General features: G+C 71.6%; 12 protein-coding genes. 8 read left to right on the plus strand and 4 right to left on the minus strand.

The genetic code is table 11. The annotated features are described in order from the left end of the window. Positions 1–19: 19 nt before the first annotated feature. Positions 20–1,030 (plus strand): DNA-3-methyladenine glycosylase 2 family protein, encoded by a 1,011-nt coding sequence (locus tag M2163_RS21830; RefSeq protein ID WP_280894784.1) that lies wholly within the window; start codon positions 20–22, stop codon positions 1,028–1,030. Between the two features lie 281 nt (positions 1,031–1,311). Here the strand turns inward: M2163_RS21830 and M2163_RS21835 are convergent, their stop codons facing one another. After that, the gene (locus M2163_RS21835; protein WP_280894785.1) at positions 1,312–2,394 is read right to left on the minus strand and encodes an NDP-sugar synthase; all 1,083 of its coding nucleotides are present in this window, start codon (positions 2,392–2,394) and stop codon (positions 1,312–1,314) included. Positions 2,395–2,597: 203 nt separating this feature from the next. Next, the gene (locus M2163_RS21840; RefSeq protein WP_280894786.1) at positions 2,598–4,052 is read right to left on the minus strand and encodes a peptidoglycan recognition protein; all 1,455 of its coding nucleotides are present in this window, start codon (positions 4,050–4,052) and stop codon (positions 2,598–2,600) included. A 129-nt stretch (positions 4,053–4,181) separates the two neighbouring features. On the opposite strand from M2163_RS21840, the gene M2163_RS21845 reads away from it, so the two are divergent. The 6 genes from M2163_RS21845 (at position 4,182) to M2163_RS21870 (ending at position 14,536) form a co-directional block, all read left to right on the plus strand. Continuing rightward, positions 4,182–4,916, plus strand: coding sequence for a TIGR03089 family protein (locus tag M2163_RS21845; protein ID WP_280851124.1), 735 nt, complete (start codon positions 4,182–4,184; stop codon positions 4,914–4,916). 1,243 nt (positions 4,917–6,159) lie between these two features. Beyond that, positions 6,160–7,344: an LCP family protein gene (locus M2163_RS21850; RefSeq protein ID WP_280894787.1), complete on the plus strand. Its 1,185-nt coding sequence runs from the start codon at positions 6,160–6,162 to the stop codon at positions 7,342–7,344. A 153-nt stretch (positions 7,345–7,497) separates the two neighbouring features. Beyond that, on the plus strand, positions 7,498–9,243 hold the full coding sequence (locus tag M2163_RS21855) for an LCP family protein (protein ID WP_280851122.1): 1,746 nt from the start codon (positions 7,498–7,500) through the stop codon (positions 9,241–9,243). Between the two features lie 85 nt (positions 9,244–9,328). Beyond that, positions 9,329–10,960, plus strand: coding sequence for an LCP family protein (locus M2163_RS21860; RefSeq protein WP_280851121.1), 1,632 nt, complete (start codon positions 9,329–9,331; stop codon positions 10,958–10,960). A gap of 139 nt (positions 10,961–11,099) precedes the next feature. Continuing rightward, positions 11,100–12,833 (plus strand): LCP family protein, encoded by a 1,734-nt coding sequence (locus M2163_RS21865; protein ID WP_280851120.1) that lies wholly within the window; start codon positions 11,100–11,102, stop codon positions 12,831–12,833. Between the two features lie 161 nt (positions 12,834–12,994). After that, complete coding sequence (locus M2163_RS21870) at positions 12,995–14,536, plus strand: LCP family protein (protein ID WP_280854183.1); 1,542 nt, start codon at positions 12,995–12,997, stop codon at positions 14,534–14,536. A gap of 36 nt (positions 14,537–14,572) precedes the next feature. On the opposite strand, the gene M2163_RS21875 is transcribed toward M2163_RS21870, so the two are convergent. Continuing rightward, positions 14,573–15,601 carry a glycosyltransferase family 2 protein gene (locus M2163_RS21875; protein WP_280851119.1) on the minus strand — a complete coding sequence of 343 codons (1,029 nt, stop codon included), beginning with the start codon at positions 15,599–15,601 and terminating at the stop codon, positions 14,573–14,575. 132 nt (positions 15,602–15,733) lie between these two features. Between M2163_RS21875 and M2163_RS21880 the strand changes: the two genes are divergently transcribed. Further along, positions 15,734–17,194: an LCP family protein gene (locus M2163_RS21880; protein WP_280894788.1), complete on the plus strand. Its 1,461-nt coding sequence runs from the start codon at positions 15,734–15,736 to the stop codon at positions 17,192–17,194. A 531-nt stretch (positions 17,195–17,725) separates the two neighbouring features. Here M2163_RS21880 and M2163_RS21885 read toward each other — a convergent pair. Then, positions 17,726–18,283, minus strand: coding sequence for an acyl-CoA thioesterase (locus tag M2163_RS21885; protein WP_280851117.1), 558 nt, complete (start codon positions 18,281–18,283; stop codon positions 17,726–17,728). Positions 18,284–18,340: the final 57 nt, after the last annotated feature.

An 18,340-nucleotide genomic window follows, 5' to 3' on the forward strand; every position in this document is an offset into this window, starting at 1 on the left:
GTACCCCAGGACATCACTCGTGGCAGGACGTTTCGCCCCCAGGCCCACGCGTACGACCGTGCGCGGTGGGGAGGTCGTCGTGCCCGCCGCGCGGCGGGAGGCGGCGGCGCGGGTGGAGGCCCCGCTGGTGCGCACATGGCGGCCGCAGTGGCCCGTCGAACTCGGGCTGGTGCTCGGGGCGCTGCGGCGCGGGCCGGCGGATCCCACCTTCCGGGCGCTGCCGGACGGGTCCGTGTGGCGGGCCAGCCGCACGCCTGCCGGGCCCGGGACCCTGCGGGTGTGCGTGTACGGCGGTGAGGTGCGCGGCGAGGCGTGGGGGCCGGGCGGTGAGTGGCTGCTGTCGCAGTTGCCGGAGATGCTCGGGGCCGCGGACGATCCCTCCGCCTTCGTGCCCCGGCACCGGGTCGTGGCGCACTCCTGGCATCGGCGGCCGGGGCTGCGGCTGACGCGGACCGGGCTGGTGCTGGAGTCGTTGATCCCTTCCGTGCTGGAGCAGAAGGTCACGACGGACGAGGCGTACCGGGCGTGGCGGCTGCTGGTGCGGAAGTTCGGGGAGCCGGCGCCGGGGCCTGCGGCGGGCGGGCGGTTGTGGGTGATGCCCTCGCCCCGGACATGGGCGTTGATTCCGTCGTGGGAGTGGCACCGGGCCGGGGTCGACAACAAGCGGGCCTCGACGATTCTGCGGTGCGTGCGGGTCGCTGCGCGGCTGGAGGAGGCGGTTTCGATGCCGCCGGCCGCGGCGCAGGCTCGGCTGGAGGTGGTGCCGGGGGTGGGGCCGTGGACTTCGGCGGAGGTGGTGCAGCGGAGTCATGGGGCGGCGGATGCGGTGACCGTGGGGGATCTGCATCTGCCGGGGATCGTGGGGTTCGCGCTCGCGGGGGACCGGGATGCGGATGACGCGGTGATGTTGTCGTTGCTGGAGCCGTATGCGGGGCAGCGGCATCGGGCGGCTCGGTTGATCTTGTTGAGTGGGCGTACGCCTCCTCGGCGGGCGCCGCGGATGACTCGGGGGGACATCGGGAGGTTGTGACGGGTGGGGGTCGGGGGGCTTTTTTCGCCCCCGCCGCCCCTACCCGTCCCTCCTCCAGGGGCTGCCGCCCCTTCGACCCCGCTGCCGGGGGCTCCGCCCCCGGACCCCCGCTCCTCAAACGCCGGAGGGGCTGAGTGTGCGGACCGGGGCTGCGCAAGTGCCGGGAGGGCAGGACCGCGCTTGACCGGGGCTACGCAAGCGCCTGGAGGGCAGGACCTCGCTTGACCAGGGCTGCGCAAGTGCCGGGAGGGCTGGGGGCACTGGTCCGTGGGGAACTGGGGTCACTGGTCCGAGGAGAAGCGGACCGCTCCTGCCGGGATGCGGGCGTCGCACCAGATCCTCATGCCGTCCCGCAGTTCGTTGTCGGCGCCGATGACCGCGCCGTCGCCTATGACCGTGCCGGTGAGGACGGAGCGTTCGCCGACGCGGGCCCCGGTGCCGATCAGGGAGTCGGTGATGACGGCACCCGGTTCGATCACCGCGCCCGGGAGGATGGTGGAGCCGAAGACCCGCGCGCCGTCCGCGACGTACGCGCCCTCTCCCACCACCGTGCCGCCCGTCAGCTTCGCGTCGGGGGCGACCCTCGCCGTGGGGAGGATCAGGCGGTCGCCGCAGCGGCCGGGGACCGCCGGGGAGGGGGCCCGGCCCAGGACCAGGTCGGCGGAGCCGCGCACGAAGGCGGCGGGGGTGCCGAGGTCCAGCCAGTACGTCGAGTCGACCATGCCCTGGAGGTGGGCGCCGGCCGACAGGAGTTCGGGGAAGGTCTCGCGTTCGACCGAGACCGGGCGGCCCTGCGGGATCGTGTCGATGACCGAGCGGCGGAAGACGTACGCCCCCGCGTTGATCTGGTCGGTGACGATCTCCTCGGGGGTCTGGGGTTTCTCCAGGAAGGCGAGGACCCGGCCGGTCCCGTCGGTGGGGACCAGGCCGTAGGCCCGGGGGTCGGTGACCTTGGTGAGGTGGAGGGAGACGTCGGCGTGCGTGGTCTCGTGGGTGCGGACCAGGGCCCTGATGTCGAGGCCCGTCAGGATGTCGCCGTTGAAGATCAGGACCGGGTCGTCGGGGGCGGAGTGCAGCCGGGAGGCCACGTTGCGGATCGCGCCGCCCGTGCCGAGGGGCTCCTCCTCGGTGACGTACTCGAGGTGGAGCCCCAGGGACGAACCGTCGCCGAAGTGCGGTTCGAAGACCTCCGCGAGGTAGCTCGTGGCGAGGACGATGTGGTCGACGCCCGCCGCTCTGGCTCTGGCCAGCTGATGGGTGAGGAAGGGGACGCCGGCCGCGCGGACCATGGGCTTGGGGGTGTGGACCGTGAGGGGTCGCAGCCTCGTGCCCTTGCCGCCGACCAGGAGGATCGCTTCTGTCACCTGTCGTCTCCGCTTCCTGCCGGGACCGGCCCGAACTGTCTTTCGACCGGCCAGTGTATGCAGACCGTTGTGCGGCACCTTCGGCGGCCGTGCGGCATTCGCGCCTGCCCCCCGACGGCGGTGAAACGGGTGGTACGAAGTCCCCGGCTACTGCTCTCCCGGGTACTGCTCTCCCCGGTACTCCCCTCGGTCCTCAGCGACCGTCAGCGGCCCTGGAGACGGGCGGCTGTCGTACGGGTGGATCCGAGTTTGCGGTAGAGCTGCCGTCCGGGGCATTCCGTGGCGAAGCCGTCCCGGTGGCCGGAGATCACGTTCAGCCGTACCTTCCTACCCTTCGGATAGAGGTTGCCACCGCCCGACTTCAGATACGTCTTCCCCTTGGGGTTGGCGCCGTGGAGCCCGAGTTTCCACGCGGCGATCCGTGCGACGGCCTTCGTCACGGCGGCGGGCGGCTTCTTGGAGCCGTAGCTGCCGAGGACGGCGATGCCCATGCTGTTGGAGTTGAAGCCGAGGGTGTGGGCGCCGAGGACCGGCTTCGCCACCCCGCCCGCCCGGCCCTCGTAGATGTTTCCGCACTTGTCGACGAGGAAGTTGTAGCCGATGTCCCGCCAGCCCATGCTCTTGACGTGGTACCGGTAGATACCACGGATGAGCGAGGGCACCTGCGTACAGCGGTACCCGTTGCCGGACGCCGTGTGGTGGACGAAGGCCGCCTTGACCTTCTTCGTGTAGACGAACTTCCGCTCGCGCAGCCCCTCGTCGGCGCCCCAGCCGCGCCGGGTGACGATGCGCGGGCGCGGTCCGATGTACGGCTTCGCGCGTTGCCGGTCCGTCAACTGCCCCGCACGCAGGGCGAACAGCTCCTGTTCGGTCTGCTGCCGGTCCAGCGCCGGGATCTCGGTGGCGTCGAGGTCGGCGAGATCGGCGTTGGCGGCGGCCGCGTCCATCCCGGCGAGGTCGGCGGCGGGTTCGGCGGTGGGCGCGGAGCGGGGTGCGACGGCGTTCCGGGGCGCACTCGCCGCGCTCCCCTGCCGGGCGGGCGCCGGCGCGCTCTCCCCCGGGTCCACGAGTTCCAGACGCAGCCCCGTCGGAAGCGGGGCGGTCATGGTCGCCGTACGGGAGCCGCGGGCCGTGTCCTCGGTCCTGCGGTCGGCCTCGGCGCGGACGCGTACCTCCACCCCGTCGGAGTCGCCCACCCACAGCGGTGCCGTGGCGCCGTGGACGCGGCCGGAGGTGCGTTCGGCGGTGCCGGGGTCGGCGGCGTCGTCGTTGTGGGTCTCCAGGTCCTGCCAGCTTGACCAGGTGTCGGCGCCGACCGCGCGGGTGCGGACCTGGACGCGGCCGTGCAGCACGGTGTCCGGGTCGTCCCAGATCACGCCCACGAGGGAGAAGCGCCGTACGTCCCGGCGGGGCAGGCCCTGTTCGGCGACCGGGGCGAGGGTGCGGTCGCGGGAGGCGAGGGGCGCGAGGGGCAGCGACTGGGTGCCCCCGAGGACTTCCGCGCCCGGCGCCGGTCTCACGGCAGCCGGGCCGGCGGCCGCCGGGGCTGCCGGAGACGCCGGAGACGCCGGTCTCGCCGCGAGCGCGGGTGAGGTGAGGGGAAGGGCGAGGGCGGCCGCGCAGGTGACGCCGACCGCGGAAGCAAGGAGTCCACGCATGCTCCCGATCCTGGACATAGTCATATAAATCTGTCCATCGGGGAACTGACGGGCCGTCGGGTGCCGTTGCGCCGAACCGGTGGCCCCGCGCGGAGGTGCCGGGCCGCGCGCCCGCGTACGCTTTCGCGGGTGAACGCCACTGATCGCACCCCTGCCGACCTGCTGCGTTCCGCGCTCGCCGCGGATCCCGGACGCCCCCTGGTGACCTTCTACGACGATGCCACGGGCGAACGTGTCGAATTGTCCGTGGCCACCTTCGCCAATTGGGTGGCCAAGACCTCGAACCTCCTCCAGGGCGACCTCGCCGTGGCGCCCGGTGACCGGGTGACGCTGCTGCTGCCCGCGCACTGGCAGACGGCGGTGTGGCTGCTGGCGTGCGCGTCGGTGGGGGTGGTCGCGGACATGGGCGGCGATCCGGCCGCGGCCGACGTGGTCGTGAGCGGGCCGGACACGCTGGAGGCCGCTCGGGCGTGCTCCGGGGAGCGGGTGGCGCTGGCGCTGCGGCCGCTGGGCGGGCGGTTCCCGCAGCCGCCGCAGGGGTTCGTCGACTACGCCGTGGAGGTGCCGGGTCAGGGGGACCGGTTCGTGCCGTTCGCTCCGGTGGATCCGGACGAGCCCGCGCTGGTCGTCGCCGGGCGCGAGTTCAGCGGGGCGGAGCTCGTCGAGCGGGCCCGGGCGGAGGGGACCGGGGACCGGGTGCTGTCCGCCCTGCCGTACGACACGTGGGACGGGCTGTGCGCCGGGCTGTACGGGCCGCTCGCCACGGGAGGGTCCGTGGTGCTGTGCCGCCACCTGGAACACCTGAGCGAGGACGCACTCGCCCAACGGATCGAAACGGAACGGGTCACAGCCACACACCGCTGACCGAATGGCCCGCTCGGGCGGATCCGCCAATCACGGCCTGCCGGACGGGTCCCGCGCCGGGGGCTGTCACTGGGGGGTGCCGGGCGGACCCTGCACCGGCGGCGCGGACGCTGTTGCCGGGACTTGCCGAAACGGCTCCGGGCCGGGCGCGGGCCACAGCGGCATGCCGCGCCGGGGCGGCCCGCTCGGGCGGATCCGCCGACCACGGCCTGCCGGGCAGGTTCCGTGCCGGGGCTGCCACTGGGGCTTGCCGGGCGGCCCCTGCGCCGGCGGCGCGGACGCTGTTGCCAGGTCTTGCCGAAACGGCTCCGGGCCGGGCGCGGACCACAGCGGCATGCCGCGCCGGGGCGGCCCGCTCGGGCGGATCCGCCGACCACGGCCTGCCCGGCAGGTTCCGTGCCGGGGCTGCCACTGGGGCTTGCCGGGCGGCCCCTGCGCCGGCGGCGCGGACGCTGTTGCCAGGTCTTGCCGAAACGGCTCCGGGCCGGGCGCGGGCCACAGCGGCATGCCGCGCCAGGGCGGCCCGCTCCCGGTTGTCGCGCAGACGCGCAGGGAGCAGAGCCACAGCAGCACGTCGTCAGACTCCCGCACCGGAGCCGGGGTTGCTGCGACTCCTCGTGCAGACGCCGCCCATGCCGGGGGGAGGCACTGTGGGCTGTCGCGCAGACTCGCGCCGGGTCTCTTGCCGCTGCGGGCGCTCCCACACCACGCTCGACCACCGTGGCCGCGCCGCGCAGACCTCACGCCGGGAACGGAACCCCACGGCCGCCCGCACGGACCCCCGCCGGATGCGGGCTGCTGCGGTCTGTCGTACAGACCCGCGCCCCGGCCCGAGACCGCTGCGGCCACCCCACGCCAGACACACGACCACTACGGCCCCCCGCACAGACCTCGCGGGAAGCGAAGCGCCACGGCTGCCCAGGTGCGGGTCCGTCGTGGCTGGTCGCGCAGTTCCCCGCGCCCCTGATGTGCCTGCGGCGGCCCCTCTCGGTCCGGTGGGGGCTCGTGCAGCGCTCCCACCGGATGCGGGCCTGCTGCCACGGCTTCTCGCGCGGATCCTTTGCCGCTGCGGGGGTCCGAACAGCGCCCACGCCAGACGCAAAGCCCCTGCGGCCACCCGCACAGAACCCGCAGCCACCACCCCACCCCCTCACCCACACGGCCCAATACCGGGCCCCCCTCCCCACCGGTTCGCGGCATGGTCGGGTGTACGGATTCTTACGCCAGGAGGGGTGGGCCGGCCATGACCGACAGTGCTCGCGCCCTCGGGCCCGGACTCGGGGCGTCGGCCCATGGGGAGGGGCTCATACGGCGGCGCAGGCGGCGTCGGCTGGGCGGTGTCGGGCTCGGGGTCGGGGTGGTCGTCCTCGTCGCGGGCGGCGCCGGATGGGCCGTGTACGCCAAACTGGACGGGAACATCACCGCGGACGAGGCCGCCGCCGCGGAGCTCGCCCGGTACGAGAAGGACCGGCCGACCTCGCTCGTCAAGGGCGCTCAGAACATCCTGCTGATCGGGTCCGACTCCCGGTCGGGCGACGGGAACGCACGGTACGGGCGGGACTCCGGGACCGAGCGGTCGGACACCACGATCCTGCTGCACCTGTCCGCCGGGCGGCGCACCGCTACGGCCGTGTCGCTGCCGCGGGACCTGATGGTGGACGTGCCGGCCTGCCTCGGACGGGACGGCACCCGCGGCGAGCCCATGTTCGCGATGTTCAACTACGCCTTCCAGAGGGGCGGTTCGGCCTGCACGATCCGGACCGTCGAGAAACTCACGAACATTCGCGTGGACCATCACATGGTCGTCGACTTCCATGGCTTCAAGGACATGGTGGACGCCGTCGACGGGGTGCAGGTCTGCCTCGCCGAACCGATCGACGACAAGGCGGCCAAGCTGCGGCTGCCGGCGGGCCGGGTGACGCTGAACGGCGAGGAGGCGCTCGGCTATGTGCGGGCCCGCAAGTCCCTCGGCAACGGCAGCGACACCGACCGGATGGACCGCCAGCAGCGCTTTCTCGGTGCACTCGTCAACAAGGTGCAGAGCAATGACGTACTGCTGAATCCGGTGAAGCTCTATCCCGTGCTGGACGCGGCGACTTCCTCGCTCACCACCGATCCCGCTCTGGCGAGTCTGCGCGGGCTGTACGAGCTCGTGCGCGGACTGCGGCACATCCCCACGGGGCGGGTGCAATTCCTCACCGTGCCGCGGGAGTCGTACGTCTACGACGCCAATCGTGATCAACTCGTCGAACCGGAGGCCCGGCGGCTTTTCGAACGGTTGCGCAAGGACGCGCCGGTGAAGGTGACGCGGAAAGCCCCGAAGGTTTCAGAACATTCTCACGACGAAGAACCTCGTGGAGAAAGCGAGAACGGCGGTGACGTCCCCGCCTTCCGCGGCAACACGGCCGCCGAGGACACCTGCGGGTAAAGCGTTTCCCAAGGCAGTGAAGCGGCGTCCGGGCAAATGGGCGGATTGCCCGGTTGTAGGGACGTGGAATACGTCACCGCCGTAACCTGTCGGCGAATCGGACGGCTAGTGTGAGCGATCCGGTGCATCCGGCCGACGGAGGATTCAGCAACCGTGGACGCACAAGGCCGTGGGCGGGCGGGCGAAATCGACCCCGCCGACCAGTGGGTACTCAACCCGCACACCGGTGAATACGAACTGCGACTGACCCCTTCCGCACCGCAGTCGGGTGTTCCCGGTCCCCGTAGATCCGCGCCCTCCCCCAGCAGGGCGGGCGCGCCCGCCGGCCGTACGGCCGCTCCCGTGGCCCCCGGCCATGGCGTGCCGCCGCCGCGCAGGCGCCGGGGCGCACCGCCCGAGGAGCCGCTGCCGGGGCGGCGCGGACGCCGGCCCGTCAAGAAGAAGTCGACGGCGAAGAAGGCGCTGCTGTGGACCGGCGGCACGATGGCCTTCGTACTGATCGCGGCCGCGGGCGGCGGTTACCTCTACATCCGCCACCTCAACGGGAACATCACCTCCGTCTCCGACGACGGCGCGAGCACCGGCGGCTTCCAGTCGGACAAGGCGATCAACATCCTGCTGATCGGCACCGACAAACGCACCGGCAAGGGCAACGACAGCTACGGCGACAAGAACAGCGTCGGGCACGCGGACACCACGATCCTGCTGCACGTCTCCAAGGACCGCAGCAACGCGACCGCGCTCAGCATCCCGCGCGACCTGATCGTGGACGTGCCGGACTGCCCGACCACGCAGGACGACGGCACCACCAAGGTCATCCCGGGCTCGGAGAACGTCCGCTTCAACACCAGCCTCGGTCAGGACGAGCGCACGCCCAGCTGCACCGTGCGCACCGTGACCGAGCTCACCGGCATCCAGGCCGACAACTTCATGGTGGCCGACTTCAACGCCGTCAAGACGCTGACCACGGCGGTCGGCGGCGTCGAGGTCTGCCTGGGCAAGGACATCGACGACGAGGACTCCAAGCTCAAGCTGTCCAAGGGCACGCACACCATCTCGGGCGAGCAGGCCCTCGCCTTCGTACGCACCCGGCACTCGGTCGGCTTCGGCGGCGACCTGAGCCGGATCGGGCTCCAGCAGCAGTTCCTGAGCGCGCTGATGCGCAAGCTGAAGTCGAACGACACGCTCACCAACCCGGCGAAGATGCTGAAGCTGGCCGAGGCGGGCACCAAGGCGCTGACCGTCGACTCGCAGCTCGACAGCATCGGCAAGCTGAAGGACCTCGGCCTGGAGCTGGGCAAGCTCAATGTGAAGAACCTGACGTTCACCACCGTGCCGGTCGTCGACAACCCGGCGGAGAAGGTGAAGGCGACGGTCGTCCTCAACGACGCCACGGCTCCCACGGTCTTCGACATGATCAAGAACGACGTGTCGTTCACCGAGGTCAAGAAGAAGGCGAGCGCCTCCAAGAGCGCCCAGGCGGCCGAGGAGGCGGCCCGGCTCAAGGGCACCAAGTCGGCGGCGTCCGAGGTGCGGGTGCGCATCCTCAACGGTGGTGCGGCGGCGGGCAGCGCGCAGGCCGAGCTGGAGTACCTCCAGAACGAGGAGGGCGTACTGAAGTCGGAGAACGCGGGCAACGCGGGCACGTCGCTGGCGAAGACGACCCTGGAGTACGCCCCCGACCAGGCCGACCAGGCCCGCCGCCTCGCGGACATCCTGGGCCTGTCCGGGGCGCAGCTGAAGCCCGGCAAGAGCGTCACCAACTCCCAGGGCCTGCCCACCATGACGCTGACCCTGGGCAAGGACTTCAAGGGCGCCGGGGTCTCCTTCACCACGGCCACGAAGGCACCGGAGGGGGTGCAGCAGTCCACGGCCGACAAGGTCGAGTGCGCCAAGTGAGGTGACCTGAGGGGCCTGTCGTGCGTCTAACCAGTCGTACGGCAGGTCTTTTCGTTGGTTCGGCGTGAGGGTGGGGAGACAGGGGATGGCGTACAGCGGTGTGCACGAGGAGGGGGCGCGGCCGGCTTCCCGGCCCGCTCCACGAGCGCGGAACGCCGGCGGGGGCGGCGACGGCGGGTCCGGGAGCGGGGACGGCGGGCGGCACGGGCGGCGGCGCGGCAAACGCAGGCACCGGGTGCTGCGGTGGTCGGCGACCACGCTCGCGGTGCTGATACTCGGCACGGCCGGCGCCGGATACCTCTACTACCAGCACCTCAACGGCAACATCCGCAAGGGCGAGCGCAGCAGCGGCGACTCCAAGGCGAAGAAGACCGAGGCCAACGCGGCCGGGCAGACGCCCCTCAACATCCTGCTGATCGGCTCGGACAGCCGTAACTCCGACGAGAACGTCGAACTGGGCGGCAGCAGGGACAACCGCGGCAACCCGCCGCTGGGCGATGTGCAGATGCTCATCCACCTCTCCGCGGACCGCAAGAGCGCGGCGATGGTGACCATCCCGCGCGACACCCGGGTCGACATCCCCCAGTGCACGGACCCGGAGACCGGGAAGACGTACGAGGCGACCACGGACATCATCAACACCTCCCTGGCCCGCGGCGGAGCCGGCTGCACGCTCGCCACCTGGCAGAACCTCACCGGGGTCTACATCGACCACTGGATGACCATCGACTTCTCGGGCGTGGTGCGGATGGCGGACGCCATCGGCGGGGTCTCCGTCTGCGTGAGGCAGAACGTGTGGGACCGGCCGACGGCCGCCGTGCCCGGCGGCTCCGGGCTGAAGATGACGAAGGGCACGCACAAGGTCAAGGGCAAGCAGGCCCTGCAGTGGCTGCGCACCCGGCACGCCTGGGGCAGCGACCTGATGCGGGCCCGGGCCCAGCACATGTACCTGAACTCGATGATCCGCACGCTGAAGGGGCAGAACGTCTTCACCGACACCCCGCGGCTGATGGGCCTCGCCGAGGCGGCCACGAAGTCCCTCCAGGTGTCCGAGGAGATCGGCTCGGTCAAGGACCTCTACGACCTGGGCATGCAGCTCAAGTCGGTGCCGCCGGACCGCATCACCTCGGTGACGATGCCGAACGTGGAGGACCCGCGCAACAGGGACCACGTGGTCCCCGACGGCGCGAACGCGGACAGGCTGTGGGAGATGCTCCGCGACGACGTGGCCCTCGACAAGAACGGCAAGGCGTCCTCGGGCGGGAAGAAGACCACCGTGGCCACGAAGGCCCCGTCCGCCCCGGACGGCGAGATCGGTGTCCTGGTCCGGAACGCGACGGCCACCTCCACGCTCGGGCCGGTGAGCGGACGGGCCGGCGCGATCGCCGCCGAGCTCGTGCAAAAAGGTTTCTCGCGGGCGTCCAAGGACGCGACGAACGGGCTCTCCGAGGAGCGGACCGTTGTGCGCTACCCGAGCGCCGAGTTGCAGGGAGACGCCCAGCGCGTCGCCAAGTCCCTTGGCATCCCCATGAGTTCGGTGAAGAAGTCGACCGATGTGTCCGGGGTCACGCTCGTCGTGGGCGCCGACTGGCGCGAGGGCACGGCGTATCCGAAGGTGGCCGAGGCCAGGGCCGGTGACGTGCCCGGCAACGCGGACGCCATCAACGGCTCGGACACCGGACAGTGCATGGACGTGTACTCGGTGTACCGCTGGTAGTCGAACGGAGCGCTCCTGGCGTACGTACAAGCTCACAGAATCGGCACGGGAACAACTCACGTCGCTCAAGGCGCGATCGGGCGGATAGTGTGAGCGATCCAGCGATCGCCGCGTGGCCCTGACGGAGGATTCGGACAACGTGGACGCACAAGGCCGTGGGCGGGCGGACGACGTCGACCCCGCAGACCAGTGGGTGCTCAATCCGAACACCGGTGAATACGAACTGCGACTGACCCCTTCCGCACCGCAGTCGGCCGTGCCCGGTCCCCGCAGGTCCGCCCCCTCGTCGAGCCGGCCGGGAGCGCCGCGTGGTCGTACGACGACCCCCGTGGCCCCCGGCCGGGACGTCCCGCCGCCGCGCAGGCGCCGGGGCGCACCGCCCGAGGAGCCGCTGCCGGGGCGGCGCGGACGCCGCCCGGTCAAGCAGAAGTCGAAGGCGAAGAAAGCCGTGCTGTGGACCGGCGGCACGATGGCGTTCGTCCTGGTCGCCGGCGCCACCACGGGCTGGTTCTACCTCAAGCACCTCGAAGGCAACGTCGGCACCACCGACGTCGGCGACGCGGCCGCGAGCAGCTTCAGCAAGGACGAGGCCTTCAACATCCTCATCATCGGCACCGACAAGCGCACCGGCGCGGGCAACGAGGGCTACGGCGACGCGGGCAGCGTGGGCCACGCCGACACCAACATCCTGCTGCACGTCTCCAAGGACCGGACGAACGCGACCGCGCTCAGCATCCCGCGCGACCTGATCGTCGACATCCCGGACTGCGAGACCAAGCAGGAGGACGGCTCCTCGTCGGTCGTCGCGGGACAGGACGGCGTCCGCTTCAACCGGAGCCTCGGGGAGAGCGGCCGGGACGCGGGCTGCACGATGCGCACGGTCGACGCGGCCCTCGGGATCAAGCCCGACCACTTCGTGATGGCCGACTTCAACGCCGTGAAGACCCTGACCTCCGCGGTGGGCGGGGTCGAGGTCTGTGTGGAGAACGCCGTCAAGGACAAGCAGTCCAAGCTCGACCTGCCCGCGGGCAAGTCGACGGTGGAGGGCGAGCAGGCCCTCGCCTTCGTGCGCACCCGGCACGCCTTCGGCAACGAGGGCGACCTGGACCGGATCAAGGTGCAGCAGCAGTTCATGGGCTCGCTGATGCGCAAGATGACCTCCGGCGACACCCTCACCAGCCCCGCCAAGCTGCTGAAGCTGGCGGAGGCCGCGACCAACGCCCTCACCGTGGACGAGGCGATCGGCAAGGTCGGCACGCTCAAGGACATCGCCCTGGAGCTGAAGAAGGTGCCGACGAAGAACATCAGCTTCATGACGATCCCGGTGAAGGACAACCCGGCCGAACCGACCCCGGTGACGGTGGTCGTGGACGAGTCGAGGGCTCCGCAGGTCGTCGACGCCATCAACAACGACGTCTCCTTCACCGAGGTCAAGGCGCAGCAGAAGAAGGAGAAGGCGGCGGTCGCGGCCCGGCTCAAGGGCACCAGGTCGGCCGCCTCCGACGTGCGGGTGCGCATCCTCAACGGCGGTGCGGCCGCCGGCAGCGCGCAGCAGCAGCTGGCCTACCTCCAGACCGAGGCGGGCGTGACCAAGTCCGACAACGCGGGCAACGCCGACACGGCGCTCGCGAGGACGACCCTGGAGTACGACCCCGACCAGGCCGACCAGGCCCGCCGCCTCGCGGACATCATGGGACTGTCCGGCTCGGCGCTGAAGCCCGGCAAGAGTGTCATCAACTCCCAGGGCCTGCCCGCCATGACCCTCACCCTCGGCAAGGACTTCAAGGGCGCGGGCGTGAAGCTCAACACCGCCACGGCCGCGACACCGGACGTGGAGAAGTCCACCGCGGACAAGGCGCAGTGCGCGAGCTGAGACCCACGGGGGGCCGCGAGCCGGCGCCCAGGTCTCGCACAGGTTTGTAGGGCAACCTCACGGCCCCGTCGTATGTCTAAGACGTGCGGCGGGCCCGTGGCATGACCGCGGGTCCGGTGGGGTGGGTGGGGAGGACGGGAACGTTGACAACGCAATACAGCGTGCAGGAAGTCGCGCCGGAGACCGAAGGGGACGGCGGGCACGGCAGCCGCCGGGCGCCGCGCAAGCACCGGCTGCTCAGATGGTCGGCGGCGACGCTCGCCGTGCTGATACTCGCGGCGGCCGGGACCGGCTACCTCTACTACCGGCACCTGAACTCCAACATCGAGCAGGACGACCTGAACCTGGGCGACAACAAGGTCGCCGAGCCGACACCGAACGCGGCGGGCCAGACCCCGCTGAACATCCTGCTGATCGGCTCCGACGCCCGGGACAGCAAGGAGAACCAGGAGCTCGGCGGCGCCAAGGAGACCTTCGGCTCCACCCCGCTCGCGGACGTGCAGATGCTGCTGCACCTGTCCGCGGACCGCAGCAACCTCTCGGTCGTCAGCATGCCGCGCGACACCCTGGTGAAGATCCCCAAGTGCACCGACCCGGACGACGGCAAGGTGTACCCGGAGAGCGACGGCCGGGTCATGACCAACCAGAGCCTCGGCCACGGCGGCCCGGGCTGCACGGTGGCCACCTGGCAGGAGCTCACCGGCATCCACATCGACCACTTCATGATGGTCGACTTCGCCGGCGTGGTCTCCATGGCCGACGCCATCGGCGGGGTGCCGGTCTGCGTGGACGCCAACATCCACTCGCGGGACAGCCAGGGGCACGGCTCCGGGCTGAAGCTGGAGAAGGGCACCACCTCGGTCAAGGGCGAGCAGGCCCTGCAGTGGCTGCGCACCCGCTACGGCTTCGAGGACGGCAGCGACCTGGCCCGCGCCAAGGCCCAGCACATGTACATGAACTCGATGGTCCGCGAGCTGCGCGCCAACGCCACCCTGAGCAGCCCCAACAAGCTGCGCAAGCTCGCCGAGCAGGCCACGGGCGCCCTGACCGTCGACTCGGGGCTCGGCACCGTGAAGAAGCTCTTCGACCTCAGCAACGAGCTGCGCAAGGTCGAGCCGGAACGCATCACCATGACGACCATGCCGAACCGGTACGTCGGCGCGCGCGTGGAGCCCACCGAGGACGCCGAGCAGCTCTTCCGGCTGGTGCGCGACGACATCGCGCTGGACGGCAAGGACGCGAAGAAGGCGACCTCGGAGAAGGCGGAGGAGACCTCCGACGACCCGGCCGCCGCCAAGGACGAGATCGGGGTCCTGGTCCAGAACGGCACCCGCACCGACACCCTGGCCGCGGCGAGCGGCCGGGCGAGCACGGTGGCCGGGCTGCTGGTGGACCAGGGCTTCACGAAGGCGGTCTCCGACCGGTCCGCGTCGCTGAGCGAGGCGACCACGCTCGTGCGCTACCCGAGCGCGGAGTTGGAGGGCGACGCCCGGGCGGTCGCCAAGTCGCTGGGAATCCCGACGAGTTCGGTGAAGCGGTCCACCGACGTCTCCGGGGTCACGCTCGTCGTGGGCGCCGACTGGCGCGAGGGCAGCGCCTACAAGGCGCCGAAGCAGGACGACACGACCCCGGAGACCGCGGAGGCCCTCAACGGCGCGGACGACTCGGCCTGCATGCACGTCAACCCGGGCTTCACCTGGTGAGGCGAGGGCGCCCCTCGGTCCGGAGGGGCGCCGCTGTCACACCCCGTCCAGCACGGCGGGCCGGCGCGAGGCGATGACCCGCCTGGCCAGGGAGCGCGGGCTGGTCAGAAAGCCGTAGCCCCACGACATGTGCATGGTGGCGAGGGCGACGGGGATCTGGAGCCGTGCCTTCAGCGGCAGTCCCCGGCCCGCGGGCAGCGAGCCCAGCACGATCGCCGCGAGGTAGCCGCCGGGGATCACGAAGCCGAGCGGGGTCAGCGCGGCGCCGACCACGATCCCGGCCGCGATCGCGCACACCGCGGTCGGCGGGGCGAGGTAGCGCAGGTTGATGGAGCCCTCGTGGTAGCGGGCGACGACGTGCCGCCAGCGGCCGTAGTCCTTGTACTGCTTGGCCAGGGCCTTCACGCTGGGCCTCGGGCGGTACGACACCCTCAGTTCGGGCGAGAACCAGATGAGCCCGCCCGCCTCCCGGATCCGGAAGTTGAGTTCCCAGTCCTGGGCGCGGATGAACTCCTCGTTGTAGCCGCCCTGTTGCTCCAGGGCCTCGCGGCGGAACACCCCGAGGTACACGGTCTCGGCGGCCTGCGCCTCACCGCCCGTGTGGAAGGCGGCGTTGCCGACACCGATCCTGGAGGTCATCGCGGCGGCGACCGCGCACTCCCAGTCGTTCTCGCCCTCGGCGTGCATGATGCCGCCGACGTTCTGCGCGCCGGTCTCCTCCAGGAGCCGTACGGCGGTGGCGATGTAGTTCGGCGAGAGCATGCCGTGCCCGTCGACGCGGACGACGATCGGGTGGCGGGAGGCCTTGATCGCGGCGTTGAGGGCGGCGGGGGTGCGGCCGGTGGGGTTCGGGACGGTGTGGACGCGGGAGTCCTCCGCCACGAGCTGAGCCGCGATCTCGTCCGTGCGGTCCGTGGACGGACCGAGGGCGATCACGACCTCCATCTCGCCGGCGTACTCCTGCGCGAGGATCGCTTGGACGGCTCCGCGCAGATGCCGCTCCTCGTTGAGGACGGGCATGATCACGGACACAGCGGGGGGCCGCACGTCGGGCTTGGCGTTCATAGGGGGCTCACGTTACCGCGAACGGGGGACACCATCGCGCCCCGCCCGGGGCGGTGCCGGTCGTCGCAGATCGTATGGGCCTACGGTGCTCAGGATCCCTCGTTCGGCTGTTCCTCGCGGAGGTGTCCCGCCATGCCCGCCACGCCACCCCGGCCCTCCGCCGCCCGCCCTCGCCCCCCGCAGCGCAGGCCCTCCCGTCCCCCCGTACGGCGCGGCCGGCCGCGCTGGGCCATGCGGGCGGCGACCACGCTGTCCGTCGTCGTGCTCGCCTCCGCCGGGATCGGTCACGCGGTGATGACCAGCCTCGACGCGGACATCAAGCGCGTCGACCCGTTCAAGGACATGAAGAACCGGCCGCGCGCCGGACACGGCATGAACGTGCTGCTGGTCGGCACCGACGGCCGCGACCGCATCACCGAGGAGGAGCGGCAGAAGTACCGGCTGGGCGGGGCGCCCTGCCACTGCACCGACACGATCATGATCGTGCACATCTCGGAGGACCGGGAGCGGGCGAGCGTGGTGAGCCTGCCGCGCGACTCGTACGCGACGACACCGGAGCACGTCGACGCGACCACGGGGGAACGTCATCACGGCCACCCCATCAAGATCAACGCGGCGTACGCGGAGGGCGGGCCGCAGCTGACGGTCCGGACCGTGGAGAGCATGACCCATGTGAAGATCGACCACTATCTGGAGGTCGACTTCACCAGCTTCATGAAGACGGTGGACGTGCTCGGCGGGGTCGAGATCTGCAACGCCGACCCGCTGAAGGACGCGTACACCGGCCTCGACCTCGCGGCGGGCCGGCACCGGCTGATGGGCGGTCAGGCGCTCCAGTACGTCCGCTCCCGGCACGCCGACGGCTCCTCCGACCTCGGCCGGATGAAACGGCAGCAGCGCTTCCTCGCCGCGCTGATCGAGCGGGCGACCTCCTCCGGAGTCCTCCTGAACCCGATGAAGTTCCGCGACGTGGCCCGGGCCGTCCTCGGCTCCGTCCGGGCCGACAAGGGCTTCGGCACGGACGAACTGCTCGACCTCGGCCGGGCGATGCGGAACTTCTCCCCCTCCTCCTCGGAGTTCACCACCGTGCCGATCGGGCAGATGGGATACGCCGTCGAGGGCGTGGGCTCGACGCTGAAGTGGGACCCGGAGAAGTCGGCGCGGCTCTTCAAGGCCCTGCGCGAGGACCAGCCGCTGGCCGCGTACAAGCCGAAGAACAAGGCGCTGCTGGTCCCGGTCTCCCCGCAGCAGATCCGCGTCCAGGTCGAGAACGGCACGGCGACGGGCGGCCTCGGCAAGCGGGTGGACGCGGCCCTGGCGTCGACGGGCTTCCGTACCACCGGAACCCCGGTGAACTCGGCCGACCGCACCCTGAAGCGCACGGTCATCGCCTACGACCCCCGCTGGGACCGCTCGGCCCGCTCGCTGGCGGCGGCCCTGCCGGGCAGCGAGCTGCGCGCGGTGAAGGGCCAGGGGGCGGTGCTGAAGGTCGTCGCGGGCGCGGACTTCGAGCGGGTGCGCAAGGTACGGGCCGAGGACGAGCTGCAGGGCGAGTTCGGGGTGGTGACGGGGGACGAGGTGGGGTGCGTGTAGCTCCGCGCGGGGACACCGGGTGACGGTGCTCACGGAGTGGCCGCGCCCGAACACCGCGATCGACGTGCACCCCACTTCGTCCCCGGGGTCTTCGTGGAGCTCGGGCGCCCCGGTCCACCGCGGTCGCTGGACCGGCGGCCAAGCTCGTCACCGACCTGGCCGGCCGCCGCCCGTGACATCCGGCACACCTGCCCCGTGAGGACGCCCTGCCCGCTGCCGGCTTCCGCCCGCACGTCAACGGGATGACCGACCGACTGCTGCCGTCCGCGCCCCGACCGTGTCCGCACCCACATCCCGCACGGGGTGTCGAGGGCGAGCCGGCCGCACCGGAACCGGACGTCGCTGCGGCATCCGCGCGCCCACCCTCGCGACGCCGCCCGGCACGCCGGGCTCAAGCGGGCGGTCGTCGCCTCGTGACCGCTCCGGGAGCGTACGCGCGGGCCAGGGCGGAGCTGGTGCGGGACCTCATGGACCGGGGCCGGGCGGAGCGGGGGCTGCCGCCGGAGACCGTGCGGGAGAAGGGGAGACGGCTCAGTCCTCGAAGCCCTCCGCCGCTCGCTTCTCGCGCAGTTCCATGATCGCCCGGCGTCGCGCGAGGCGGTGTGTGCGGCGGATCTGGGCCTCCTGGTAGCGGCGCTCGTCGCGTTCGGTCTCCGGCAGCACCGGCGGGACCCGGCGGGGCTTGCCGTCGGCGTCGACCGCGGCGAACACGAGGTAGGCGGAGCCGACCTGGGTGGCGGGCGTGGACTCGTTCCAGCGCTCGGCCAGGACCCGTACCCCGACCTCCATCGAGGTCCGGCCGGTCCAGTTGACCTGGGCCTTCACATGGACGAGGTCACCCACCCTGACCGGCTCCAGGAACGCCATCTCGTCCATGGAGGCGGTGACCGCGGGGCCACCGCTGTGCCGTCCGGCCACCGCGCCCGCCGCGTCGTCCACCAGCTTCATGATCACGCCACCGTGCACGGTACCGAGGAGGTTGGTGTCGGCCTGGGTCATGATGTGGCTGAGCGTCGTGCGGGACGCCGAGGTGGGCTTGCCCGGGATCTCCGGGGTGCCCTGGTGCGCGGCGGTGGCCTGGTCTGTCATGCCCCCCACCCTATGCCCGATGACAATTCGGGAATTTGTGTCAGCTTCGCAACAGCG

This window comes from Streptomyces sp. SAI-135, from assembly GCF_029893805.1.
GTDB lineage: Bacteria > Actinomycetota > Actinomycetes > Streptomycetales > Streptomycetaceae > Streptomyces.